General features: G+C 41.3%; 22 protein-coding genes and 1 pseudogene. 10 read left to right on the forward strand and 13 right to left on the reverse strand.

The genetic code is table 11. The features are described from left to right. Window positions 1-136 precede the first annotated feature (136 nt). A pseudogene (locus tag BIV60_RS20495) lies at window positions 137-559 on the reverse strand (glycine betaine ABC transporter substrate-binding protein); the annotation flags it as partial. 263 nt (window positions 560-822) lie between these two features. Between BIV60_RS20495 and BIV60_RS20500 the strand changes: the two are divergent. After that, window positions 823-1,356, forward strand: a complete 534-nt coding sequence (locus tag BIV60_RS20500) for an SH3 domain-containing protein (protein WP_071357576.1) — start codon at window positions 823-825, stop codon at window positions 1,354-1,356. Between the two features lie 122 nt (window positions 1,357-1,478). Here the strand turns inward: BIV60_RS20500 and BIV60_RS20505 are convergent, their stop codons facing one another. Beyond that, window positions 1,479-2,372 carry an SH3 domain-containing protein gene (locus BIV60_RS20505; RefSeq protein ID WP_071357577.1) on the reverse strand — a complete coding sequence of 298 codons (894 nt, stop codon included), beginning with the start codon at window positions 2,370-2,372 and terminating at the stop codon, window positions 1,479-1,481. A 123-nt stretch (window positions 2,373-2,495) separates the two neighbouring features. On the opposite strand from BIV60_RS20505, the gene BIV60_RS29825 reads away from it, so the two are divergent. The 3 genes from BIV60_RS29825 to BIV60_RS20510 all read left to right on the forward strand — a co-directional run bounded on the left by BIV60_RS29825 (window position 2,496) and on the right by BIV60_RS20510 (window position 4,215). Further along, window positions 2,496-2,636 (forward strand): hypothetical protein, encoded by a 141-nt coding sequence (locus tag BIV60_RS29825; protein ID WP_177177355.1) that lies wholly within the window; start codon window positions 2,496-2,498, stop codon window positions 2,634-2,636. A gap of 77 nt (window positions 2,637-2,713) precedes the next feature. Then, complete coding sequence (locus BIV60_RS29830; RefSeq protein ID WP_177177356.1) at window positions 2,714-2,881, forward strand: hypothetical protein; 168 nt, start codon at window positions 2,714-2,716, stop codon at window positions 2,879-2,881. Between the two features lie 41 nt (window positions 2,882-2,922). Then, entirely contained in the window at window positions 2,923-4,215 is a 1,293-nt protein-coding gene (locus tag BIV60_RS20510) for a helix-turn-helix domain-containing protein (protein WP_071357578.1), read from the forward strand. Between the two features lie 89 nt (window positions 4,216-4,304). On the opposite strand, the gene BIV60_RS20515 is transcribed toward BIV60_RS20510, so the two are convergent. Next, window positions 4,305-5,042: an IclR family transcriptional regulator gene (locus BIV60_RS20515; protein ID WP_071357579.1), complete on the reverse strand. Its 738-nt coding sequence runs from the start codon at window positions 5,040-5,042 to the stop codon at window positions 4,305-4,307. 300 nt (window positions 5,043-5,342) lie between these two features. On the opposite strand from BIV60_RS20515, the gene BIV60_RS20520 reads away from it, so the two are divergent. From BIV60_RS20520 to BIV60_RS20530, 3 genes are all read left to right on the forward strand, one after another. Next, window positions 5,343-6,752 (forward strand): amino acid permease, encoded by a 1,410-nt coding sequence (locus BIV60_RS20520; RefSeq protein WP_071357580.1) that lies wholly within the window; start codon window positions 5,343-5,345, stop codon window positions 6,750-6,752. Between the two features lie 23 nt (window positions 6,753-6,775). After that, the gene (locus BIV60_RS20525; protein ID WP_071357581.1) at window positions 6,776-8,449 is read left to right on the forward strand and encodes a M20/M25/M40 family metallo-hydrolase; all 1,674 of its coding nucleotides are present in this window, start codon (window positions 6,776-6,778) and stop codon (window positions 8,447-8,449) included. A 466-nt stretch (window positions 8,450-8,915) separates the two neighbouring features. Next, a complete protein-coding gene (locus BIV60_RS20530; protein WP_177177357.1) occupies window positions 8,916-9,362 on the forward strand; it encodes a hypothetical protein in 447 nt (148 codons plus the stop codon). Window positions 9,363-9,625: 263 nt separating this feature from the next. On the opposite strand, the gene BIV60_RS20535 is transcribed toward BIV60_RS20530, so the two are convergent. Then, entirely contained in the window at window positions 9,626-9,823 is a 198-nt protein-coding gene (locus tag BIV60_RS20535) for a hypothetical protein (RefSeq protein WP_071357583.1), read from the reverse strand. A 421-nt stretch (window positions 9,824-10,244) separates the two neighbouring features. Here BIV60_RS20535 and BIV60_RS29835 point away from each other — a divergent pair, with 421 nt between their 5' ends. Beyond that, window positions 10,245-10,403 carry a hypothetical protein gene (locus BIV60_RS29835; protein ID WP_177177358.1) on the forward strand — a complete coding sequence of 53 codons (159 nt, stop codon included), beginning with the start codon at window positions 10,245-10,247 and terminating at the stop codon, window positions 10,401-10,403. Between the two features lie 272 nt (window positions 10,404-10,675). Here BIV60_RS29835 and BIV60_RS28690 read toward each other — a convergent pair whose 3' ends face one another. The 6 genes from BIV60_RS28690 to BIV60_RS20560 form a co-directional block, all read right to left on the reverse strand. Then, the gene (locus tag BIV60_RS28690; protein ID WP_177177359.1) at window positions 10,676-10,843 is read right to left on the reverse strand and encodes a spore germination protein; all 168 of its coding nucleotides are present in this window, start codon (window positions 10,841-10,843) and stop codon (window positions 10,676-10,678) included. A gap of 237 nt (window positions 10,844-11,080) precedes the next feature. Then, complete coding sequence (locus BIV60_RS20540; protein ID WP_071357584.1) at window positions 11,081-11,305, reverse strand: spore germination protein; 225 nt, start codon at window positions 11,303-11,305, stop codon at window positions 11,081-11,083. A gap of 87 nt (window positions 11,306-11,392) precedes the next feature. Beyond that, complete coding sequence (locus BIV60_RS20545) at window positions 11,393-11,617, reverse strand: spore germination protein (protein WP_071357585.1); 225 nt, start codon at window positions 11,615-11,617, stop codon at window positions 11,393-11,395. Window positions 11,618-11,794: 177 nt separating this feature from the next. Continuing rightward, window positions 11,795-13,201, reverse strand: a complete 1,407-nt coding sequence (locus tag BIV60_RS20550) for a M20 family metallopeptidase (protein ID WP_071357586.1) — start codon at window positions 13,199-13,201, stop codon at window positions 11,795-11,797. Window positions 13,202-13,213: 12 nt separating this feature from the next. After that, window positions 13,214-14,428 (reverse strand): MFS transporter, encoded by a 1,215-nt coding sequence (locus BIV60_RS20555; RefSeq protein ID WP_071357587.1) that lies wholly within the window; start codon window positions 14,426-14,428, stop codon window positions 13,214-13,216. 293 nt (window positions 14,429-14,721) lie between these two features. Beyond that, window positions 14,722-15,078 carry a DUF4181 domain-containing protein gene (locus BIV60_RS20560; protein WP_177177360.1) on the reverse strand — a complete coding sequence of 119 codons (357 nt, stop codon included), beginning with the start codon at window positions 15,076-15,078 and terminating at the stop codon, window positions 14,722-14,724. A gap of 115 nt (window positions 15,079-15,193) precedes the next feature. Here BIV60_RS20560 and BIV60_RS20565 point away from each other — a divergent pair, with 115 nt between their 5' ends. Next, window positions 15,194-16,813 (forward strand): SWIM zinc finger family protein, encoded by a 1,620-nt coding sequence (locus BIV60_RS20565; protein ID WP_071357588.1) that lies wholly within the window; start codon window positions 15,194-15,196, stop codon window positions 16,811-16,813. A gap of 235 nt (window positions 16,814-17,048) precedes the next feature. Here the strand turns inward: BIV60_RS20565 and BIV60_RS20570 are convergent, their stop codons facing one another. Further along, window positions 17,049-17,234, reverse strand: coding sequence for a hypothetical protein (locus BIV60_RS20570; protein WP_071357589.1), 186 nt, complete (start codon window positions 17,232-17,234; stop codon window positions 17,049-17,051). Between the two features lie 304 nt (window positions 17,235-17,538). Continuing rightward, complete coding sequence (locus BIV60_RS20575) at window positions 17,539-17,718, reverse strand: hypothetical protein (RefSeq protein ID WP_071357590.1); 180 nt, start codon at window positions 17,716-17,718, stop codon at window positions 17,539-17,541. Between the two features lie 107 nt (window positions 17,719-17,825). Between BIV60_RS20575 and BIV60_RS20580 the strand changes: the two genes are divergently transcribed. After that, window positions 17,826-19,019: an N-acetylmuramoyl-L-alanine amidase family protein gene (locus BIV60_RS20580; protein WP_071357591.1), complete on the forward strand. Its 1,194-nt coding sequence runs from the start codon at window positions 17,826-17,828 to the stop codon at window positions 19,017-19,019. Between the two features lie 36 nt (window positions 19,020-19,055). On the opposite strand, the gene BIV60_RS20585 is transcribed toward BIV60_RS20580, so the two are convergent. Beyond that, the gene (locus BIV60_RS20585; protein ID WP_071357592.1) at window positions 19,056-19,265 is read right to left on the reverse strand and encodes a glycine zipper domain-containing protein; all 210 of its coding nucleotides are present in this window, start codon (window positions 19,263-19,265) and stop codon (window positions 19,056-19,058) included. Window positions 19,266-19,338 lie beyond the last annotated feature (73 nt).

The following is a 19,338-nucleotide window of genomic DNA, read 5'->3' on the forward strand; positions in this document are numbered from 1 at the left end:
ACATCAATCCAAAATGTATAGAATGCTCCCGTTTTCTCATTATTTTACGGTGTAAGGCACCTTTAAATATTGATTCTCTCCAACTATTACGAAAAAAGATCACCTTTTGAACGGTGATCTTCGTTTATTTCTTATATTATTTTAAATCTTCGATGGAGTTGATATCCATATACGCTGGAACAACTAGACCAAGTTTCGTGCCGGCTAGGTTTTCGCCGAGGTCTTGGAATTTGCCTTTGTATTTTTTGTAGTAGTCGGCGTGGGTGGATGGGAGCCATGCCGCAACGGAGGCATCGAGGCTGCCGTCGGCAACACCGGTCCACATTGGTCCTGCTTCTACTTGTCTTAATGTCACTTTGTAGCCCATGTCGGTTAAGACGTTGCCGATGACATTGGTGCTGGCAATTTCACTATCCCATGCAACGTAGCCGAGGGTGATTTTATCACCGGACACTTTATTGGCACCTTTGGTCCATTGTGCTACCTTATCCCCATTTTTCTTTACCCATTTAGCAGCAGCATCTTCCGGATTGTCGCCATTCTCAATACTGTTCATCACGACAAAAAGTGATATAAAAGCTACGATTAATATATTATTCCTTTATATTTTCAAATAGCAAATGAGAACGTCACTCTATATGTAAGGTGATAATTTTACGATATTTCTTCGTCAAATGGCAGTGTATGACTAATAAATTTTTTTCTCTTATCATACAAATATCAAAATATATAGTTGAATATATCTACTCATGTTAAAATCAAATGGAATATTTTTCTTAATATGAATGTATTTATAACTATTTTTTATAAGGAGAAATGAAAATGAAAAAAATCTTCTCGCTTTTTGTAAGTATTTGTTTACTGGCGGTATTCTTTACGAGTAATTCGACCGAAGCTCAAGCTGCGTCCTATGACAAAGCCTCTGCAATCAAAACTCTTGCTGTAAAATCTTCTCCAGGCTCATCATATAAAACAATTGGGATAATTAAAAAGGGCGCAACAGTGAAAGTATATGGTGGAGTACCTGTCGGTAAGGACCAGGATGACTGGTATTCTTTTCAGCAATATGGCTTTTCCAAAATCAAATACAAAAACAAATATGCATATGTCAAAACGGATGATCTAAAGTTTGCTAATCCATTTAATTGGGCTCCAGGAGTAAAATCAAGTGTGATTAAAAGCGTTTATAATAATAAATATGTTTCAAAACACGATAAAATAAAAATAGTTAAATATGCTGATTCGGGGAAAAAAGGCTCTCCTGGATTTTATGTAATGTATGTACAGCAAAATGGAAAAGGCGAATGGTTTGAGCTTATTAATATTAACTGTAAAACAGGTTGGTATCACGGTTAATTTTTTGAACAAGTCTCGTCTAAAAAAATTTCTTTTAATAATAGAAAAACAACAAACTTTGCGAAAACAGCCTTTGTCGAATATGAAAAGCTGACAATAAAAATTGCCAGCTTTTCTGGAGATTACTTATAAACCGAACTCGGTATTTTCACGGTTGGGAAACCCGCCGCATATGGGCCTACTTCGTATTCTTGGAAGACTAATTTAATCCCGCCATCCACATAATAAAATTGGGTATCTTTGTTAATGTGCACATCACTTAGTTTGGAAATGTAGAAAATCTCGGGATGTTTCATCATGTAGTTGTAGGCGTATTTTTGCACTTTGCTGATTTTGGTCTTTGAAGTAAGGATGTTCATCAGCTTTATTTGATTTCCATTGCTGATTGTAAAGTTATAGGAAGTTGCCGTTTCGATTCCATGTGCACCGCCTTGATACAAAGAATCATAGATTAGGATACTCAATTGCTTTCCATCATTGTAATTAACATCATAAGTAGTATAGTAACCGTAATCACATGCATATGGACTTTCCTTGCACAATTGCGGCTCGTCATGTTTGATTTGCTTTTCATCAGCTAACATCTTGAGGTAATTCTTATAAGCACCCTTGGCATAGTTTAATAATGCCTGGTTTATTTTCTTTTCGGCTGTTTTGCTTTGTAGCCCTGTCACCTGCGGATACTTGAGGTCACTGATATTTTTATATTTATATGTCTTTACCGTAACTCCGAATTTTAGATATTTGGTTGTGACATATGCTTTTTTGCCTTTATAACGTATTTCAGACCAACTTGATTTTTGGGCGTAGACGGTTACTTTTGTGCCTTTTTTCAGGGATCCCACCGTTTTGTAATTGGTGCCTGCCCCGCTTCTCACATTTAATTTGTCCACCGCTACAGTGGCCGTTTTGGTGGTGGCTGCTTTGACTGGTTCGTTGCTCATTACAAATGTAGAAAACATCGCCAAAATGACTGCGAAAACTAGTGATAACTTCATCGTTTTTAATCCCTTCACACAAACTCCTCCTTTGCATTTTTCAATAACAATCCAAATTTTAACAGATTATTAGGCGAAATTAAATCAAAAAGTATTCGACATTTTCCGCCTGATCCATGAATTTTGTCGGTGTCAATTTAAGTGGCTGGTAAAACGGGAGAACTGGAGGGTAAATTGATCAAAGTGGTGGGTAAATTAGTCAAACCGGAAGGTATAACTTCAAAAGTGGAAGGTAAAGGGATTTGGGGAAGTTGGCTGGTTGTTTTTTTAGTAGTTTTATAGCATAAATCTTTTTTTCCTTCTGTTATCCGGAAGTAAATTTCCTTTTTTCAGGTGTTTGGATTGGGTGGATGGTCAAAGTGGAGAGTAAAATTGCAAAAGTGGAAGGGAAAACTACAAAACCGGTGGATAAACTAGTCAAACTGGAAGGTAAATCTTCAAAAGTGGAAGGTATTCCAAATTCGGGCTCTAAAAGGCACCACCCTAATTTTGTCGAATCTTATCCCCTCCCAATACTTCTGCTATAATGAGATTAAAAAGTGGATGAGCGTGAAAGAGGTGAAGCATCTTGAAGATTCGTCTGGGTCTGTTAGGGGTAGCGGATTCGTTGGAGATTATCCAGTCTGTGACCCGTGATTATTCTGAGTTTATTTGTACGCCGATTGAGGTTCTGACGGAGGAGGATTTGGAGGAGAAGGTGTCCCCTCTTATTGATGAGATGGATATGTGGCTTTGTACGGGACCCATTACCTATCAGATTGTTCAGGAATGGAACAAGATTGATGCCCCTGTTTTTCACGTGGGCTACAATGGATCAACTCTATACAAAACCGTCCTGCGGGTATTATATGAACAAAAAAATTCGGTGGATGAAATCAGTTTTGACTCGTGCGATGCTCCGACCTGGGAGAATGCCCTCGAGGAGGCCGGGATTACCACCAAGCTAAAATATGTAGAATCCGAAATGATTTCGCTCGAAGGATTAATTCGCTATCATTATGATCTTTGGAAAAGCGGCAAAACGAAAGCAGCCATCACCGGACACCCGATTCATCATGAACTGCAGCATCTTGGCGTTCCGGCGTATCGAAGCCTTCCGTCTACCATGGCGGCTGAGGCGGCGCTGACCCAAATCCTCCGCACCTATGAAATGCTGCATTATAAGTCAACACAGATTGCTGTCCAGATCATTGAGATTGATTCCTTTTTAGACTTGAAAAAGGATACTTTTTCAACCGATGAACTTTTTCACAAAGAGCTCAAATACATGGAAACCCTGCTTGCCTATACCAAAAAGGTACATGGTTCGATCAAGCCTTCGGGATTTGGCCGCTATGTGATTTTTACCACGAGGGGCTTGCTACAGGATATCACCTGCAACTTTAGCCAGCTTCCGGATATGGAGGATTTCGACCAACTGAATAGAGAGGCAGTTACTTGCGGTATCGGAATCGGACAAACGGTCTATGATGCGGAAATTAATGCCGGTAACGCCCTTTTGCATGCAAAGGAAGCGGGTAAAGGCACCTGGATGGTTTGTTTTGATGACAAAAAAATCGCCGGTCCATTGGGAAAACCGGAGCAGCTGACCTATTCCTATACATCCGAACAACTGGAATCGATTAGCCAGGAAACCTCGCTCAGTGTCATGACCTTAAATAAACTGAAATCTTCTTTGAAAAAATTAGCAAGTGACGAGCTGAACGCAAATGAACTTGCGAAATACATGCAAATCCCGGCAAGAAGCGCCCGCCGGATTTTAACGACACTTGAGGAAAAAGGATTTGCTGAAGTGGTTGCTGAGGAAAAACCGCATACACGCGGGAGGCCAAGGAAAATCTATAAGATTGCATCGTTTTAATATCCTTAAAATGAAAAAGCGCCCGTTACATATAGTCGCTTTTTCAATCAAAACCTTCGTTTACTCGAGTACGAGTTATCGGGGGTTTTTTATATTTTACCAATTTTCATTGATGCCGCATTGGCAGCATTTGTTACCCTCTCAATTAAAAAAGATAACCGGTCATCCGGAATCTGGCTGCCAAGTAAATTTATATACAATGAACCCATCACTTTATGGTCAAAACCGATGACAGGGGCGGCAATTGATGCCGTGCCTTCCGTCTTTTCACTGTAACTTACAGCATATCCATTTGTTTTAATTTCACGCAGCTGCGTTAACAGTTTTCCACGATCCTGCTCAGATGGTATTAATTGACGCGTAATCTGCTCGACTTTTTCATGCTCCATAAAGGCGAGCATAGATTTATTGGCGGCACCAATATGTAAAGGAATACGTTCGCCAAGGTTATCAATAATCCTTACATTAGAAGGGCTGTCGACTCTTTCTATGATAATCGCAAAGTTTCCGTTAGGAATACTGAAATAAACGCTCTCCTTAACCTCTTGTGCCAATTGTTCCATGATTGGGCGTGTCGCCTCTCTGAAATCAATATTTTCAAGGGAACGAAGGCCAATTTCCATCCAAGTATATCCTACCTTATATCGCTTAGTTTCGGGAATTTGGGATACCAGGCCATGCCTCATTAAGGTGCTGATAATCCTATGTACAGAACCTACAGGGAGATTGAGTTCTTTTGCAATTTCGGAAATCGCCCACGAATGTTTACTGTCATCCGAGATAAGGACATTTATAACGTGCATTGCCCGATCAATTGATTGAACCATCGTCCTCCCCATCTCCCTTACTAAATCCTTCAATACTGTCCATTCTACAGGACTAGAGAAATGGTGTAAACCTCGATATAACTGAAATTTTTAAATAGTACCTATTGACAGGAAAATAGAAATAATTTTAAATATAAATATATTTTATCGCATTACGAAAACGTTTTTCGTAATGCGAAAAACTAAAACCGAAGAAAGGATTATTTTTTTGATGACCATTGAAAGCGTTTCCCCCTTGGAATGACCTGCTATGGGGTTTCGCTGCTAGTTTAGAAGAATGGAAAGTGAGGTTAAGTTGTTATGCAAACAAACGACTCGAACACGGAGTTACAGCGGACCATGAAGGGCAGACATCTTTTCATGATTGCGCTCGGTGGTGTAATTGGTACCGGATTATTTAACGGTTCAGGCTTGATTATAAGCAAAGCCGGACCAGGTGGATCCATTCTTGCCTTTTTGGCTGGTGGATTTCTCATGTATCTCGTCATGCTTTGTCTTGGAGAATTAGCAGTAGCCATGCCGGTTTCAGGATCATTCCAAGTTTATGCGGCAAAATTTATTGGACCATCTACTGGATTTACGATTGGCTGGCTTTATTGGCTAAGCTGGGCAAATACAGCTGGCTTGGAATTTACAACAGCAGGAATCACGATGCAGCGGTGGTTTCCCGATATCCCTGTTTGGGTGTGGTGTATCGTCTTTGGAGCTGTGATCTTTATGCTTAATGCAATCTCGGCACGAAGTTATGCGGAAACAGAGTTTTGGTTTTCGAGTATTAAAGTAACAGCTATTCTTGCCTTTATTATTCTCGGAGGTGCCGCAGTATTTGGCATCATTCCATTAAAAGCACATGAGGCAGCACCTTTTCTCACTAATTTCACTAGTCATGGTGGTCTTTTCCCTAATGGTATCGCTGCCATTCTATTAACAATGGTGACCGTAAACTACTCCTTCCAAGGGACAGAACTTGTCGGCATTGCTGCAGGAGAAAGTGAAGACCCAGGGAAAACTTTACCCAAATCGATTCGTAATATTATCTGGCGAACAATTATTTTCTTCGTTTTAGCGATTACGATTATTAATGCCTTTATTCCATGGAATAAAGCAGGATTATCGGAAAGCCCATTTGTTTCTGTATTTGATAAAATCGGGATCCCCTATGCAGCAGATATTATGAACTTCGTTATTCTTACTGCAGTTCTATCCGTTGCAAATTCAGGTACCTACGCTGCTTCGAGGGTTGCTTGGTCTTTATCGACAGAAGGCATGGCACCTGCCTTTTTGAAAAAATTATCCAAACGCGGGATTCCGCTTCGAGCTTTAATGATGACCATCAGCGTCTCAGCCCTATCCCTTTTAACAAGTGTTTTCGCAGCTGAAACAGTGTATATATGGTTAATTTCCATTTCTGGCGTTATTACGATTTTTGTATGGATGTCGATTTGTTTATCCCAACTTCTCTTCCGCAAAAAGTACATAAAAGAAGGCGGGAAGTTGGAAGACTTGAAGTTTAGAACACCACTTTATCCAATTGTTCCGATTCTCGGATTTGGATTATACGGATTGATCCTCGTATCCTTACTCTTTATTCCCGATCAACGGTTGGGAATTTACTGCAGTATACCATTTATTATTTTTTGTTATGTGTATTTCCATTTTGTGATTAAAAAGAAAGCAAAAACAGATACAAGTGTGGAGAAAGTTTCCTAAAACATCAAGAGGGGTTGAAAAACATGTATAGCGAACTAAAAGAACGAACATTGGCTGAACAAGTAGAAACGATGACAAGAAAACTTGTTAGTATCCCTAGCGTTAATGGCACTGAAGGTGAAGCGAATGTGGCTGATTTTATTAAACAAACCCTTCAATCCTTCCCTTACTTTACACAACACCCATTGAACGTATGGGAACAGCCAATACCAGGCGATCCGTTCGGCCGAAAAAATATTTTCGCCTTGATTCACGGAAAATCCACATCCCGAAAAACAATTATTTTCCATTCTCATATGGATACCGTCGGGATTGAAGATTTTGGTTCTTTAAAAAAAGATGCGTTAAATCCCGATGCCTTGCAAGCATTTTTCGAAAACTATACATTCGACCAAGAGGTGCAGCAAGATGCCCGTTCAGGTGATTGGTTATTTGGGAGAGGCGCTGTCGACATGCAAAGCGGGATTGCTGTTCATCTCGCAAATGTTCTCTATTTCAGTGAACATTTAGACGAACTGCCTGGCAACATTCTACTGATGTTCAATCCAGATGAAGAAAGCCAGCATGTTGGGGTTCAATCAGCGATTTCTGAATTAAAACGTTTGAGTCAACAAGAGAACTTGGAGTTTGTGGCAGCGATTAACGATGATTTTATTACTCCCTTATATGACGGAGATACCACTCGTTACATTTATACAGGAGCAGCAGGAAAATTACTTCCATGTTTTTATATTTTCGGCCGGGAAGTTCATGTTGGGGACACTTTAACAGGGATTGACCCAAATGTCATTGCTTCCGAATTTACCAGAAGGATTCATAATAATCTCGATTTAGCCGAAACGATCGAGGGGGAATTATGCCTGCCGCCGACTTGTTTATACCAAAGGGACACGAAGGAAATTTACAATGTACAGACGGCCAAAAGCAGCTATTTGTATTTCAACTATTTTATCTATGAACGAACCGCAAAAGAAGTTATGGATCAATTAAAGGAAATAACCATTGATGCCTGTTCTGATGTTGAGCATACCTCCTATACCCGGTACCAAACATTTTTAAAACAAACCGGATTGCCGCCAAAGCCACTTTTTTGGAATATTGAAGTGACAACCTTAGCGGATTATATTGATGAGCTTGAGCGAAAAGGGATTGAAACAACCTCACACACGCAAAGGGTGATTGAGGAAAATAAGGGATTAGAATTGCGGATGCTTTGCTTTAAAGTAGTCGAAGCCTTACAACAACTGGACCCAGATAAGAAACCAAGAGTCATCCTGTTCTTTGCACCGCCTTACTTACCGCATAATTATTTGAAGGATGATCAGGCTCGTGATCGAACATTGCTTCAGGTGATTGAAAAGGTTGTCGCAGAAATGGAAACAGAATCAGAAGAAATCTTTGCTGTTAAAAAATTCTTTCCTTATTTAGCGGATGGAAGCTTTCTTTCCTTACATGAAACCGATGAAGAAATTCTTTCATTGATTCGAAATATCCCTGAATGGGATTCAATCGGAATAACACCCTTTAAAGACATTCGCGAATTAAACATTGCTTCTATTAATATGGGTGTCTATGGCAAAGATGGCCACCAATGGACCGAACGTGTCTTTAAACCGTATACGTTTCACGTTCTTCCAAAGCTAATCCGTAAAACAACAATTCAGTTATTAACCAATCAAGTTGTAACCTTTATATAAGGAAAGGGCTTTGCTGAGGAAAAGCCGCATACACGCGGCAGGCCGCGGAAAATCTATAAGATTTCCCATTTTTAAAAGAAATATCGTCCTCTCTGAGCTGTTTGTGAATTGGTTTAAAAAGGAACTAGCATAATTAGCGGATTAAGAGTTTCAGAATGGGGTTATAGAAGGCTTTTCCTTTGAGTTGCAGCAGCAACTCTTTTTTTCATTACGGCAATGGTCAGGGCTGTTAAATTGAGTGATGTAAAAATCATCTTTTGTTAAGCAAATTTTTATTCACAATATGGACACCAACATCACCACCGCCAACTTTTGTTCCTCCTCAACAATTAGAAGCCTATGCAGTCGATTCAGGTGGTATCAATCCGCGTATGTCATATAAAAATTGATCATTCAGGACAAATGCCCAGGAATTTATCTCAAAAATGCATATGCTCTAAAGATAAATTAAAGGAGGAGGATGAAAGTGATTATTAATTATGCTTATTATCCAACATATGAAAGAATTGGTTTAGGAGGACCTGGCTCAGGAGTTGGGTTTTCTCCCGGTCTTGGTTTAGGAGGTCCAGGTTCAGGACTTGGCTTTGGTCCAGGTCTTGGTTTTGGTGCTCCAGGTTTTGGTGCTCCAGGTATTGGTGCTCCTGGCTCAGGAGTTGGGTTTTCTCCGGGCCTTGGTTTAGGAGGTCCAGGTTCAGGAGTTGGCTTCGGTCCAGGTCTTGGTGTTGGTGGACCAGGTTTTGGTGCTCCAGGTATTGGTGCTCCTGGCTCGGGATTTGGTTTTGCTCCGGGTCTTGGTTTAGGAGGACCTGGCTCAGGATTTGGTTTTGCTCCAGGTCTTGGTTTTGGTGCTCCAGGTTATGGTTATGGCTATCCACATCCGTACCCATTTCCATACCCTTATCCATACCACTAAATTACAATTTAAACATTTTTTAAAATTAAAATCGCTGATGTTAAAGAGTACGAGTAAGAATGGATTTTATTTAAAAAGGAGCGCCTCTATAATACGTGGAGACGCTTTTTCTTGTTCGAGAGATGGTTTGGTTTAATAGGGATGTTGCCGCGGGGGTGTTGGCTAATAAAAATGAAGAAATCACCAACTAATAAATAAAAGAGAAGAGGTGTAGATTGAACTTTCTATTACAAAGGACGGTAAGCCTCATTTAGAGCTTTTAATTAAAAATAAGAAGGGATAACGTAGGGATAAGGAAGATGAGGATTGGGAATTACCGGAAAATGATGGCCTCCAACTACAATATAGTATTCTTGACCATTTTGTTGAACAATATTTCCCCACGGTCCATAGAACATTGGTATGCCTGTGGTTCCAGAATATTGAGCAGGATGACCTCCATACGTATTCACACTAAGCATTTTCACACCTCCTAACTATGTTATGCAAGGCTGATTTTTCCTGTGCTTTGCTTCTGTGCGATTTTAGAAACCAAAGGATAAAGCTTAATGCAGAAATACATATAGGCATGAATAAAAAAACCTCTCAAACTACTTGTTACATCTCTACTTTGTGAAGGGCAACTATTGGGTGCTTTTCCAGAAAAAATCTGGCTGCTTATACAGCAGCCAACTCAATAAGGGTATTTTAGACCATAATCGTTCAACGAATTTCGATAGGTAAGAGTAGCTGGTGATATCGGTGATGGAGGTATAAATGGAAAGACCATTGGTTTATACCACGGATTGTAGTGATGCAAAATTATGTAGTAAACCATTCATATCATCCTTTCATTCAAAGTTACAGTAGATTATGAGTGTTCACCTAAATATGATTGGATGGATGCCTAGTTTATTAAATGACCATTTATTTAAAACGAGATATACAACGATGCCACAGGGGGCTTTGCTTCAAGTTGGCAGTTTTGCTGATGAAGACCAGGCTTTTTATTTTTCGATTGCGAATACTGATTTATCTGTGGAAAATATGTTGCTTATATAGGCACCCTACCTAGGAACAAGAACAATATAAATCAAACATCCTAAAAACTAGTATTACTAAAAGGGCAAGCAAAGCTTGTCCTTTTTGTTTTTTAAGGCTCTTTTCGTAATCTTTGTTGCTGATCGAACAAAATAATGTTTCGTACATTAAAACTTACAAAAAACGACGAAAAGATGCCATGATACCTTAAATAGTTCGGTTTTAGACATTGGTTCGAAAAACCACAATCTTTGCGAAAACAGTGTGTTTAAAAATTAACCTGCACTCTGAATTCATGTTTTGCATCCTATGTTCGTTATAACTATTGTCCCCACGTTGTCGCCTCCAGCCCCACGAATTGATTTTGCTACAGTTATTGGTGAATTAAAAACTGACCCACCGAAGTTGACAACCCCGCCTGAAATGATACCAATATGGATACCGTCTTTTTTAACAACCAAGTGTATTCCCCCTAAAGTGCTCTTACATCATTATATGTGCAAGCTGGTATACTTGTTTGTACATATATGATATGATCATTCGCGTCCTGGTAGGGCTTGACTACCCACATATGAAAAAATACCAAGGAATGTTGTGCCGGCTTCCGCCAATTTATGCACTTTCATTCCCTGGTATTTTTTATATTCCCGGAATTTAAGAAATTCCAAATCACGAAGGGGAAAACGGTTGTTATCAATTTAGTTATTACCATAAATTGGCTGGTCTACTACATCAGGGTCAACATAATTTGTAGCACTTACACCGGTATTTGATATCACTGTCCCCCCTATGTTAAATCCTCCAGAACCAGCATAGTCTTTGGATTCAGTCTTTGGTGTCATAAAAATGGCGTCACCAAATTTGACATTACCATTTGTGGTGATATTATCGATTGTTATAGGTCCATTAATAATTGCAGGCATTTAGGCAGCCATCCTTTTCATTATTTTTTATTTTCTTGGAATTTTAAGAGATTCCAAATCACGAAGGGGAAAACGGGTTTTATTACTTTAGTTATTACCAGTAATTGGCTGGTCAATTACGTTAGGGTCAATAAAATTCGTAGAGCTTACACCGGTATTTGTTATTATGAACACTCCTGTGTTAAATCCACCGGCACCAGCAGGAGTCTTAGATGCAACCTTTGGTGAGTTGAACAAGCTATCACCAAATTGGACATCACCATTTCCAGTGATATTATTTATTATTACTGGTCCACCAATAATCGCAGGCATTTTGACAGCCATCCTTTTTATTTAAGTAAACTCGTTTTAATAGGCTATGCACTCATTCCTGTTCTTGTGCTTTTTTATTTTAGGCGTTTTTTCTATTGGGTATATAATAACCTCTTAAAACTGCATTTCCTCATATAAAAAGGGCGTGCTAAAACGGTGCACGCCTTTTCCTTGTCATCAGATCCGAACCTTATATTCCTTTACCTCCGGCGGTAATGGGCAAACATACTCTTCCCCATCCCGGCGTTCCAGCAGCTCCGCCTTCGCCTTTTCAATAAGCTCCGGCTGCTGCAGAACATCGATCGCGGTTGCGGCCATAATTTTTCCAGCATGAAGCATCCCCTTATGCGCAAGCGAAGTCGTTCCCGTAGCAACGATTTGCCATGTATGGAGCGGGGTTCCGAGCGGTTCACATGCCGTCATACATTGTGCGGTTGGCACAATCCAGCTCACATCCCCCACATCGGTTGAACCCGCCATAAATTCATCAGGTGAGAACGGATTAAGGATATCCGCCATCTCTTTACCCGCCAAAGCCCGATTCTTCTGCACCTCAAACTTTTTGTCCGCCTCTGCCAGGGTTGCGCGGATTTTTTGCGCGAATTGAAGTTCTTCTTCATTATGTTCAGGCACACCCAATTCCACGAAGTTCTCATACATCACCTTTTCCAACGTTGTATTCGGAATCACATTCGAGAGCGCTGAAGCGAGGTCGATCTCTACCTCGGTGCCTGTCATCAGCGCCGCCCCCCGCGCGATATCGCAAACCCGCTGGTAAACCTCCTCGGTCTGCGAAACCCTTGGGGCCCTCACAAAATACAAAACTTCCGCCTCCGCCTGGACAACATTTGGAGAAAGCCCGCCCGTATTTGTGATCGCATAATGTACTCTTGCTTCAGGAATGATATGCTCACGTAAATAGTTCACACCGATATTCATAAGTTCAACCGCGTCAAGGGCGCTTCTGCCTAAATGAGGGGTTGCTGCTGCGTGCGAACTTTTTCCTTTAAATTTGAAATATACCTCATAACAAGCAAGAGTTCTCGCCGACCAGATATTATTGGTCGTTCCCGGGTGCCATGTTAAGGCAATGTCGACATCATCAAACACTCCGGCTCTCGCCATAAATGTCTTGCCGCCGCCAATTTCCTCGCCCGGGCAGCCGTAATAACGGACGGTCGCTTCGATGTTGTTTTCTTTCATGTAGGTTCTTAGTGCAATCGCGGCAGCGAGGGAGCCTGTCCCGAGGAGGTTATGTCCGCAGCCATGGCCGTTGCCCCCGGCTTTCACGGGATCCGGTTGTGTGGTGCCGCCATTTTGGCTTAGCCCTGTCAGCGCGTCAAATTCTCCTAAAAACGCGATAACCGGTTTGCCGCTGCCATAACTGCCGATGAAAGCGGTTTTAATTTCGGCTACGCCTTTTTCTACCGAAAATCCCTCTTCTTCTAATGTTTTGCATAATAACTCCGCTGATTGAAATTCTTCAAAGCCAGTTTCAGCAAAACCCCAAATCCGATTGCTTACTTGAATTAGTTTTTCCCGTTTTTCTTCGATAATTTGTGATAATCTTGTACGAAAATCCATTGTGATCACCTCTTATGCTAATTGGTTATTTTCTATGAAACTAGGATTATTTTTTGGAATTTTGTAGAGTAAACCGCAAATTAACACGATTACCAGTGCGCCAATTAGGAAAATGAACGCCGCCTGGAATGATCCTCCAAAGCCGTCGATTAGCGCGCCCATTGTTGTCGGCGCTATGAACCCGGCCATTCCTCCGGCAAAATACATCATTCCCATGAACGAGCCAATGATATTTTGTGAAACATATTTAAGTGGAATTGTAATAACCGCCATCGCAATGGCTGAATCACCTAAGGAGAATATACTTTGATAGGTAATCGCCAGTTGAATATTTGGTGCCTTGAACATTAAATACAAGCAAATACCGGAAACGATAGCGCCGATTAACACGATTATTTTTTCTTTGCCTGCCAATGCTTTGTCAATTAAATAGCCCGTAAGAACAGCAGCGAACAGGCCGCATCCCTGTGGAATCATGGATAGTGAGCCAACTGCTCGTAAATTTAGGTGGCGTGATTGCTCCAAATACGTCGGCAGCCATGAAGAGAATCCCCAATGGACAACACTTGAACAAAAATACATAACGACGATCGTCCAAAGAAGCTTGCTTTTGTATAAGTCTTTCATTGGTAGGGCAGTAGAATGCTTGTTGGTTGATTTTTCAACCTTTGGTGGATTGTAAAATTTAAGAAGTAATAGGGTTACAACGAGACCGAGACCGCCAACGATGTAAAACATGACCCGCCAGCCCCATGTGTCTGCGATTAGTCCGGCTAGGTATAATGCGAGGACCCCGCCGATTAGCTGTGCAGCAAGGAGCATTGATTTGGCTCTTGCGCGTACTTCTCTTTTGTAAATTTCGGTGATGGCAACTCCTGACCCAGTCGGAAGACCCCCGTCCCCTAATCCAAGTACAAAACGAATCGCTAGGATTGATATGAATGACCCTGTCATCCCGGTTAGCAATGAAAATAGTGAAATGATAAATACGGCAATTACAATGACTTTTCTTGAGCCAAACTTGTCGGATATCCAGCCGGCAATCAGGGTCATTAACGCACTGCTCAACCAGAAGCTGCTGATCACCATACCGCTCTGGGTTTGCGATAAATGCAATTCTTTACTAATCGGAATAATCGCCACATTCATCCCAAACAACGTCAACGAATCCACCAGCCATCCTAAAAACAACAACGAGAAAATAAAATTACGCCTGCCATTGTTCATTCAAATACCCTCCATTTTTAAAATTATTATTTTCGGTCAATAACGGCCTTGACCATAATTATATAACCGGTCCTCGATTTTGCGCAATAGATTTCTAAATATTTCAAAAAAGTGGAATCGACAAAATTCAGGTGATGACAGGCACCACCTGAATTTTGTAGAAATGAAATAAGCCCCTGATCGTAACACCGTAGATTAACTTGGCTAGAAGGTAACCAAATCAGAGCTACATTACGATAGGGGCTTTATTAACAGAATATCCGATAATAAGGTAATTTAAACCTTCAGTTGTCTTAAAAAAGAATAATCAAGGATACAGTAAAGACGAGAAACCATGAAAATCCCCATAAGGAGATGAAATACTCTCTTCCCTCACGCTCGAATTTCCATTCCATGAACACCCTTACGCCTTGCGAAATGGTGATAAAGATGAAAATAAGATATTTTGTGGAGGCAAAGTCTAATGTGATAGAAGCGGCAATATATAGGACGATCAAAATGACGAGAGTCCAGTTGTGAAAAGTGTTCACAGGCCGATCAATCCATCCGGGTTTCTTTTTAATCTTTAATTTTTTTCGAAGCAGAACCTCAACAAGGTACCCAAAAAATAGCATGGGAATCACAAATAGAATGAATTCTTTTATCTCCAAGACGCCACCTCCCGAGATTATATTATTCGCGATGGACATCCAAACCTCCTCTAATAACAGATTTTTGGGTATAATAATGGAATATGGATTTTTTCGGGTAAAGGGGGTTTGGATTATGGATTCGGAATTGTTGCAACGGTTTGCGAGCGAGATTGCGGATTTTATGGGGCCCAATTCCAGTGAGGATGCTCGAACGGTCCAAAAGGGATTGATGCTGTACCGGCAAGGGTTGGTGACGCAGCTTGCATTTAATCAGGATATGGTCACGGCGACCGTTCAGGATGTAACGCCGGTAAAAGTCAGCCTTGACCTCAGCTTTTTTTCGATGAGTAAATGCTCGTGCCCTTCGGATGAGTGGTGCCGTCATAAAATGGCTGTCTTTTTTGCGGCTTATTCACGGATCGGCAGTGTTGCTGATTGGGTGGAGGCGTGGCGTGAGCCGATGAAGGAAAAACAGGCTGCTGCCAGCTGGGGGGTCCAGGCGGCGAAGGATTTAATTAAAGCGAACGGAGTGTTGAAGCCGGATTACGGCCGCTGGGTTCATTCGTTTGAGGTAAGCTTTGATACGCTGCTGCATTCGAAGAAATCGACGACCCCTTATGTCGTGGAGGAATTGTTCAAGATTTATGAGCGGCAGATTCGCGCGGCTGCCCCTCTTGAAAAAGAATGGCGTTTGCTCTATGAAATGGTCGGAAACGTTATTTCGTTTAAAAAGCTGGCGATGCTGAGCGAGCAGTCCGGGCATTCGGAGGAATTGACGAAACGTACCTATGGCCAAGTGTTTGACCAGTTACTAGATGACGCGGACGAACTGGTCGAGAAAATCGGCATGCAGTCGATGCCATTTGATTTTGATGAGTTCATTTTAAAATTAAAGGACGATACATTTGGGTTATTGACCTGTGTACAGGGGCTGGAATTTGAACGGATTTATCTGTACCGCCTGCTATGGACCGGTTTGTTTAAAAAGAAGGAATGGCGGGAAGAGGAAATTCTCAAGATAAAAGAACGGATGAAGGAGCTCCAGGACTGGGAGAATCCCGGGCCGCTGATGATTGCCGGGATACACTTGCATTTTCTGCTGCAGAAGGATGATTCGGCACTTCGCTCGATTCATAGTTGCGGGGATGAGTTTGTTACGCCATATATGATACATTGGATTGATTTTTTAAGCGGTCAAAAGGCTTGGAAGCGTGTCGGACCGGTGATTGAGCTGTTTTTAGGAAAAATTAAAAGTTATTTGGATCAGTTGGATGGTTATCGAAGTTGCGCAAGTTTCACCAGGACGGCGATTCGCGCGATTGCGCCTTTTTGCGGGGAAAATGACCGTTTTGATTTGTTTGAGAAGGCGTTGGCGCAGACGCTACCTTATAGTTTTTCGGATTATGAGTATGTGCTGTTTGAGCGCGGGATGTATGATAAATGGGGTGAGCTTCAGGCGTTTATCGGGTTGAATTTTTACGATATCCCGAAGGAACGGGTGAAAGTGATTGAAAAGGAAAAGCCAGAGCTGCTATTGGCGCTCCTCCACCAATCGGCCCAGAGGGAAATCGACGCCAAAAACCGCTCCAGCTACAAAATGGCCGTCCGCCATCTAAAAAAATTGCGGACGATCTACAAGAAGGTTAAACGTGTCGACGATTGGGAGTACTTTTTCGAAACACTGATAGAACGAACCAAACGACTGCGGGCGTTCCATGAAGAGTGCAAGCGAAGTAAATTGATAGAGAGTTAACGCGGTGATACGGCGGCATCATACGGTTACATCATACGGTGACATCACACGGTGACAGGCACCGCCCGTGGACATTTTGCCCCCTTGTCCATGCCACGCGGACAAGGGGGAGAAGATGGTGATTTTGCGCTGTCTCCCTTTTTGTTTACTGGCCAGTTATCTTTTTTATAACAGCTTAAGAGCCAGGCATCCCTGCACCTGGCTCTAAAAACTTTTCTAAATCTAAAAATATAGGTCATATCTGATTGTTTTTTACAAGGTCATGGTTATACTTTTCTAATTGACCCTGTAAGACTGATATGTAATTCATCATCGCCATTCTTACAATCGAAGGATAGTAGCGATTATAAAGTTCGAATTCACATTCCTCTAAATCCATCTTTTTTAATGCAATCATTTTATTTAATTCCTCTGTAAACATCGATCATTCCCCCTCCATAATGAACAATTCCTTACCTTTTCACTAGCATTCTCCCAATTAATCTTGTATAGGATAAGGATAGACAAAAGTTTCAGAGTTTATACTAGAGTTTCGACTCTATTCTATTCTTAAACTTGTATAAAAAGAACGCTCCCATCAACGCGAAGCATTTGAGTAAAAATAGACTATTTTTCATTTTTTTGGTATTTTTTTGTGACTAGGTTACCTTTGCAGATTTTATTTTCCACCTTCCACGTTTATTGGTCACTTTCAGGATTTTATTTGCCACTTCGCACAATACAGCTTAAAAACCCAGGCATTCGCCTTTCTGAATTAATTTTCTCCCCTGCCTAGGTCCATTTTTTGCAGGAATTCCTAAGATTGAAGTTAGTTTTTTTATTTTATTTTCCACCTTGTACAATATATCCCTCACCTTCCAAGTTTTATCGCACACTTTCATCATTATATTTGCCGCTTCTACCATTTTATTTCCCGCCAACTTGTAACCTACAAATAAAAATTCCAGATTATATTTTGCTAGCAACCTGTCCATACTAGTTTTAGAGTTTAAAAAACAAGGAGGTTACTACAATGCTAACTGCCAAAATGAAGAAATTACTGACCGTCCTTAGTATTACGGCAATCCCGTTGGTCGGAATCAATCAAACTGCGCTTGCAAAAACGACTACTGAAAAAGTCACCGTTACTGCATCCCATCTCAATGTTCGGGAATCTCCAGACATTTCGGGCAAAGTTAAGGGAATCATTCACAAAGGAGAATCGTATAAGGTCATTCAAAAAAAGAATAACTGGGATCAGATCAAACTAAAAAACAACCAAATTGGCTGGGCCAGTCACGCATACCTTGCTCCCACTAATCATATCGGAGCAACCGTAAAAGTTGATTTTTTAAATATCAGGCAGGGTCCAAACATCTCAAGCCCGGTTATCGGTAAATTATATTGGGGTGCAAAAATAAAGATCCAAGCAGAACAGGCCGGCTGGGCAAAAATGGTCTCTTCCACCGGTGTTACAGGATGGGTATCCGAAATTTACATCACAAAAGACGCGCAGGAAAAGGACAAGCACCAAACCCAACCAGCTACATCAAAGACTACTACTGAAAAAAAATCAGCTCCGACCCAGGACAAAAAGAATTCGTCACCTTCAACCAAACCATCTCAGACTTCAACTGTACAAATGAAGACCGAATCCATCAAAACAGCAACGAATCAGGGACCCCTTGGCGGAAAAACCATCGTACTTGATCCAGGTCATGGCGGTGTCGATGTTGGGACCACGAGCATTACCGGTACCCATGAAAAAACACTAACCTTAGAAACTGCCAAAGCCGTAGAAAAAAAGCTTAAAAATGCTGGCGCCAATGTCATCATGACGCGGACGAATGATACTTACATCTCCTTGGAAGATCGCGCCCGGCTCTCAAACCGAAACGATGCGGATGCTTTTATCAGTTTTCATTACAATTGGATCCAAGACTCTGCCGTCAGTGGTTTGACTGATTTCTACTTTCAAAAATCAAGGGATAACGAATTAGCCTCTAAGATATTAAATGAAGTCGTGAAAACAACAAAATTAAATAACGTCGGTACACGGTACAATAACTTAAGTGTACTCAGAAATAACTCGCAACCGAGTACGCTCATTGAGCTTGGTTTTCTTTCCAATAAAAAAGAAGATGCGATTGTTGAAAGTGACAACTTCCGGGAAAATGTTGCGGAAGGAGTTTACTCAGGGCTGCTTGATTATTTCTCCAACAAATAAAATGGGACCTCATTATGAAGTCCCATTTTATTTATGCTAATCTTCTCTGCCAGCAGCCTCATCGACGGCGTTATCGGCAGCATCGCCCGCTTTGTTACCCATTGCTCCGCCAACAACTGCCCCCGCAACGGTACCAATTGGACCAAGAACGGAGCCTACTGCAGCACCTGCAACAGCACCGGCGCCAGTTCCAACCGCTTCACCAGCGTCAACATCAGCACGATTGCGTTCATTGTTTTCAGCCATTCTACTCACTCCCATGTTTTATTTTCGGGAAGCACCTTCCCGGACCTATTTTTCCCTATTGGGACATATTTAC

Origin of the sequence: Bacillus sp. MUM 116, assembly GCF_001866655.1 — a bacterium.
GTDB lineage: Bacteria > Bacillota > Bacilli > Bacillales > Cytobacillaceae > Neobacillus.